We start from the raw sequence: 5,817 nt of genomic DNA, 5'->3' as shown, positions 1-5,817 counted from the left end.
ACTCTCGTTTGGTGGTCATGAGATCTCTCGGTTGCCAGGGCATAGGTTTCTCCTGGGCAGGGTTTGCCAAGGAGAAGTGTTTCCTATGTCTCCGCACACCCGTTACCCATGTGTCCGGTCCATACAGGCGACGCGAAAGAAAGTTACTCGCATGCCGGGCGACTCCCGGCCTCCGCCCTCAACCCGAGCATGCAGCTCAATCTGCAAACAGGCTCCGACAGGCTCAGCCCGAACGAGCAGAGTGATTATTTGCTATAAAAATAATAGCTAATAGCGCTTATCTAGCAGGCGGTAACGGCAAAAAATGCACAAAGAGCAACTCTCCATCATCCCTCCAACCACCCCCTCAACCTCCCCACCCCTTCCTCCAACCTCCCCACCCCTTCCTCCAACCTCCCCACATCCCGACTCGCAAAACACCACCGCAACCACCCCGACGCCTCCCCCCCAAACGCACTGCCCGGCGCCAACCCCAACCCCGCTTCCCGCACCAACCGTTTAGCCAGCGTCAGGCAGTCGTCATGCCCGTAGATGCGGAAAAACGCATACATCCCCCCACGCGGCGTGGCCACCGACACCCCCGGCACATCGGCCAGCAACGGCACCAGCGTGTCCCGGCAGTTGCGCAGATGGTTCACCAGCGCAGGCGTCACCTCCTCCGTGCGCTGCAGCGCCACCGTGGCCCCGCGCTGCACAAACACCGGCGCGCACGAGGTGTTGAATTCGATCAATTTGCCCACGGCGGGCGTCATGGATGGCGGCAGCACCAGCCAGCCCAGTCGCCAGCCGGTCATCAAAAAGCTCTTGGAAAAGCTGTGCGTCACGATCAGCCGGTCCTCGGGCTCGGCCACGTCCAGAAAGCTGGGCGCCGCACCGTTGGCCGTGTCGCCCGCGTAGTACAGCCGCTCGTACACCTCGTCCGCCAAAATCCACGTGCCCGTGCGTCGGCAGTGCGCCAGGATGGTGGCTTGCTCCTCGCGCGTCAGCGTCCAGCCCGTGGGGTTGTTGGGGGCGTTGACGACCAGCAGGCGCGTGCCGGGTGTGATGGCGGCCAGCAGCGCGTCCATGTCCAGCCGCCACGCGCCGTCTGCATCCGCCACCAGCGGCACAGTGCGCACCTGCGCCCCCAGAATGCGCGGCTGCGCCACCAGGTTGGGCCACACGGGGGTGACCAGCACCACCTCGTCGCCCGCGTCCACCAGCGCCTGCACGGCCACCATCAGGCCGTTCACGCCGCCGGATGTCACTGCGATACGGTCAAACCACGCATCGGTATGCTGCTGCGGGTGCAGGCCGTGCATGTAGCCCGCAATCGCGTGGCGCAGTTCGGGCAGGCCCAGGTTGTGGGCGTAAAAGGTTTCGCCCTTTTGCAGCGACGCAATGGCCGCGTCGCGGATGAAGTCGGGCGTCACCTCGTCGCTCTCGCCAAACCAGAACTTCAGCACATCGCTGCGCCCCAGGCCTTCGTTGGCCACTTCGCGGATGCGCGACTCTTCGAGACTTTGGACTACTTCTCGCATGCAATCTCCTTGCGTCAACAACTCTCCCATCATCGCAGCGATTCTCCAACCTGCTGATGTCGTCACGTAGCACCGAAGGCCGCGGAGCAGGCCAGGCGAGCAGACGCCGTGGAGCAGGCTTCGCCTGGCGACTGGCGTTGTCCCCCGGTGGGGGAGGGCGACGAAGGCGGCTCAGGGGATTTCGTCGCTGCAGGCGTATAGTCGTTTTTTTGATTTTTTTGGCTGACACCAACGCTCATGACCTATCCCAACACCCAGCTCTTCATCGCAGGCCAGTGGCAAGATGCCGCCGAAGGCAAGACCATCGCCGTGTTCAATCCTGCCACGGGCAAGGAAATCGGCCGCGTGGCCCACGCCACCAAAGTCGATCTGGACCGCGCCCTGGATGCGGCACAGAAGGGTTTCGAGGCTTGGCGCGATATTCCCGCCGCCGAGCGCGCCAAGACCATGCGCCGCGCCGCTGCCCTGATGCGCGAGCGTGCCGACTCCATTGCCGCCATCATGGTGCAAGAGCAGGGCAAACCCCTGGCCGAGGCCAAGGTCGAGACCATGGCGTCTGCCGACATCATCGAATGGTTTGCCGACGAGTCGCTGCGCGTGTATGGCCGCATCGTGCCCTCGCGCAACCTCAAGGCCACGCAGATGGTGCTGAAGGACCCGGTGGGCCCCGTGGCGGCCTTCACGCCGTGGAACTTCCCGATCAATCAGGTGGTGCGCAAGCTGGCGGCTGCGCTGGCCGCAGGCTGCTCCATCCTGGTGAAGGCGCCCGAAGAAACCCCCGCCAGTCCGGCCGAGCTGATCCGCGCGTTTGCCGATGCGGGTGTACCCGTGGGCACCGTCGGCCTGGTGTACGGCGACCCGGCTGAAATCTCCAGCTACCTGATCCCGCACCCCATCATCCGCAAGGTCACCTTCACCGGCTCCACGCCCGTGGGCAAGCAACTGGCCGCGCTGGCGGGCAAGCACATGAAGCGCGTGACGATGGAGCTGGGCGGCCACGCCCCGGTCATCGTGGCGGAAGACGCCGACCTGGAACTGGCCATCAAGATTGGCAGCGGCGCCAAGTTCCGCAACGCGGGGCAGGTCTGCATCTCGCCCACGCGCTACCTAGTGCATGAGAGCATCCGCGCCGACTTCGTGGCGGCCTTTGCCAAGTACGCCCAGGGCCTGAAGGTGGGCGACGGCCTGACTGCGGGCACCCAGATGGGCCCGCTGGCAAACCCGCGCCGCATCACCGCCATGGCCGACTTGCTGGCCGATGCGGTGCAGCAGGGCGCCAAGGTGCTGGCCGGTGGCGAGCGCATTGGCAGCGAAGGCAACTTCTTTGCGCCCACGGTGCTCAACGACGTGCCTCTGTCGGCCCGCATCGTCAACGAAGAACCCTTTGGCCCCGTGGCCGCCGTGCGCGGCTTCGAGAAGATCGAGGACGCCATTGCAGAAGCCAACCGCCTGCCGTTTGGCCTGGCCGGTTATGCCTTCACCACCTCGCTGAAAAACGCGCACCTGCTGGCCCAGCGCCTGGAAGTGGGCATGCTCTGGATCAACCAGGCCGCAGCCCCTGCGGCCGAGCTGCCGTTTGGTGGTTTGAAGGACTCGGGCTATGGCTCCGAAGGGGGCCCCGAAGCCATCGAGGCGCATATGAACACGCGCCTGGTGTCGATCATGAACCTGTAAACGGACGCCCCCGCCGGGCAGTGCGCTTTGGTGCGTGCTGCCTGCATGCGAGGGGTGCGCACCACAAGGGCCTGCGGGCGGTCTCCCGGGAGTTTTCCGCGAGACCGCGCGCAGGCCCTTCGTGTTTTGCGACGGCAGGCATATGCGGCTCTGGAATCACAGCAGGCGGCCTGGCTTGCGTGAAAAACAGATTGACGGTGTCCGCTAAAAACATATCATGATATATATCTAGGTGATTCAACATGATCGAAGACATCGTCAAGCAACTCGGCTTTCTCACCCTCGGCACACGCTTCAAGCGTATTGGTGAAGCGCTGCAGGCGCAAACCCAGGCGCTGCTGACTGAGCATGGCATAGGCATGCCTGCAGCGCATTTCCCCTTGCTCGCGGCGCTGGACTGGCACGGCCCGCTGGGGGTGGGCGAGCTGAGCCAGGCCGTGGGCGTGAGCCAGCCTGTGGTCACGCGGTCGCTCAAAGGCCTGGAGGACAGCGGCCTGGTGGTGTCCGAAGCGGTGGAGGGCGACCGACGCATACGGCGAGTGGCGCTCAGCCCAGAGGGGCAGGCCCTGGTCCGGCGCGCCCAGCGCGAGGTCTGGCCCGTGATCGAAGCCTCGGTGGCCCAGGTGTGTGCACCGCTCGAAGGCCCTTTGCTGCAGCAACTCGCGGCGCTGGAGGTGGGGCTGCAGCGCACCTCGCTGCTGCAGCGCTCGGCAGCCGCCATTGCGAGTGAGTCGTCCCCGCGCAAGCGCAAAACTCCCGCCCCCGGTCAGCCCGCAAAAAAGATCCAAGAGACCCCACGATGAACACCACCAACAATCCCTTCGACCGGCCCGTCTGGGCATCACTGGCCTATGCGCCCATCCTGGCCGAAGGCGGCGACCAGGCCCGGCGCTACCGGCGCGATGTCAACCTGTTTGCATCCGCCCGGGACGACGGCGACGGTGCCAGCCTGGCGGCCCTGGCCCCGCTGGTGGCCGAGGGCGAGACCGTGTTTGTGCTGCAAGCCCAGCCCGCCCCCGTGCCCCCCGGCCTGCAGGCCCTGCGCCGCGCCGAGGGTGTGCAGATGCTGGCCATGCAGGCGATTGCGCCCGAGCCCGGCAAGGAGGACATCGTGGAGCTGGGCGACGCCGATGCCGCCGAGATGCTGGCCCTGGCAAAGCTCACCGAGCCCGGCCCGTTCCTGCCCCGCACCCACACCATGGGCCGCTTCATCGGCATCCGCGTGGGCGGCCGGCTGGCGGCCATGGCGGGTGAGCGCATGCGCTTTGCGGGCGGCACTGAGGTGAGCGGTGTCTGCACCCACCCCGACTTTCGTGGCCACGGCTTTGCACGCAGGCTGTCGTCGGTGGTGGCAAACGCCATCCAGCAGCGGGGCGACCAGGCGTTTTTGCACGCGTGGGCGACGAACACAGCGGCGATTGCTTTGTATGAAAGCCTGGGGTTTCGCATCCGCACCGGGGTGCATGTGGTGGTGCTGGGGCGGTGATCGACTGCGGGTGCTGCAGGCGCGCAAGGCTTGGGCAGCGTTGCCGTAACATGCCCGCCTGTCCACACACCGGCTTTACCCGATGCCCTTGATAGCACGTGTTACCAGAGTTCTTCTGATCTGCGGACTGGCGGCCCATGCCGTGTGGCACGGCTACACCGCCGACCTTGTTGGCGAGACCGCCTGGGGCGGTTATGCCAAAGCGGCCGCCTGTGCTGTGGCCGCCATGGGGCTGTGGCGGGGCGTGATGTGGGGGCTCAGTCTGGCCAGCGTGGTGTGGATGATCGAGTGCTTGCGCTGGACCATGCGCTACTTCCTCTCTGCTGGCGAGCTGCGCGTGCCGCTGCTTTTGGACAGTCTTGTGGGCTCACCCACCCCGCTCCCGGTGCACATCGTTCTGGCCCTGGTGTTCGCTGTGGGCATGCTGGCGCCGTTGGTGGTGCTGGGGCGGCGTGGTGAAGGGTTTCGGCGGGCGGCGTGGTGAAGGATGGCTCGGGGCAGGGCGTACCAAAAAACCAAAATTCAGATGACCATTAATAAGCAAGACCCTCAAGTGCTTGCCCTCAGGGATGCGGATTCGGAGCGTCCTATTCCTTCGGCTTGGCGACCGGTCATTTGTGAGATTGTTCGTGCGTTCGTGGGGCGAGACTACGCATTGAGCGTAGGTGTTCCCGGCGTTTCACCTGTGTCGTCTGAGACGGCAGAACATATCGAGAAATACATCCAGCATTACGGAGAGGAATTGGTGGAACTCCCGGAGGAAGCTTGGGATTCCTCCGTATGCATCTGGATGGGAGGTCGGTGGGATGCACTGATTGACCTCTGGACGTCTTCCGAGGGAAGAAGTGACCTTGTGCTCAGTCTCAGGGTGTCTGAGGACGATGGCGGGTTCAAGTTTGATGTCTACATGGTCTACGTACCGTAGCGCGTGTCATGGAGCCTGTCAGAAATTTTGTGTGTGAGGCATAGCATGTCAACAAGGAGCATGAATGCCACGCAAGACGAAGACGACCGCAGCGACGGACAAGGCGGCGCAGCCGCAATTCTCAGCCGCAGCGCTTGAGCAACTGATCCCCGGGCCGGTGACGCCAGCCGAGCTTGAGGGCATCTTCCAGCAGTTCAAGAAGGCCGTATTGG

General features: G+C 64.6%; 6 protein-coding genes and 1 pseudogene. 6 read left to right on the top strand and 1 reads right to left on the bottom strand.

Features of this window, described 5'->3' with window-relative positions; translation table 11 throughout:
- Positions 1-326 precede the first annotated feature (326 nt).
- The gene (locus ACYZGB_RS22540) at positions 327-1,520 is read right to left on the bottom strand and encodes a pyridoxal phosphate-dependent aminotransferase (protein WP_462391209.1); all 1,194 of its coding nucleotides are present in this window, start codon (positions 1,518-1,520) and stop codon (positions 327-329) included.
- Positions 1,521-1,757: 237 nt separating this feature from the next.
- Here ACYZGB_RS22540 and ACYZGB_RS22535 point away from each other — a divergent pair, with 237 nt between their 5' ends.
- From ACYZGB_RS22535 to ACYZGB_RS22510, 6 genes and pseudogenes are all read left to right on the top strand, one after another.
- A complete protein-coding gene (locus tag ACYZGB_RS22535) occupies positions 1,758-3,194 on the top strand; it encodes an NAD-dependent succinate-semialdehyde dehydrogenase (protein WP_462391208.1) in 1,437 nt (478 codons plus the stop codon).
- Positions 3,195-3,436: 242 nt separating this feature from the next.
- Positions 3,437-3,997: a MarR family winged helix-turn-helix transcriptional regulator gene (locus ACYZGB_RS22530; protein WP_462391206.1), complete on the top strand. Its 561-nt coding sequence runs from the start codon at positions 3,437-3,439 to the stop codon at positions 3,995-3,997.
- Entirely contained in the window at positions 3,994-4,680 is a 687-nt protein-coding gene (locus ACYZGB_RS22525) for a GNAT family N-acetyltransferase (RefSeq protein ID WP_462391204.1), read from the top strand. Before ACYZGB_RS22530 ends, ACYZGB_RS22525 begins: the two co-directional genes overlap by 4 nt.
- Positions 4,681-4,762: 82 nt before the next feature.
- A complete protein-coding gene (locus ACYZGB_RS22520; protein WP_462391202.1) occupies positions 4,763-5,164 on the top strand; it encodes a hypothetical protein in 402 nt (133 codons plus the stop codon).
- Positions 5,165-5,167: 3 nt separating this feature from the next.
- Complete coding sequence (locus ACYZGB_RS22515) at positions 5,168-5,605, top strand: DUF7668 domain-containing protein (protein WP_462391200.1); 438 nt, start codon at positions 5,168-5,170, stop codon at positions 5,603-5,605.
- A 64-nt stretch (positions 5,606-5,669) separates the two neighbouring features.
- Positions 5,670-5,817, top strand: a pseudogene (locus ACYZGB_RS22510) (IS256 family transposase); the annotation flags it as partial.

Source organism: Acidovorax sp. Q11, from assembly GCF_054950075.1.
This window is presented reverse-complemented; position numbering and strand designations above follow the sequence as displayed.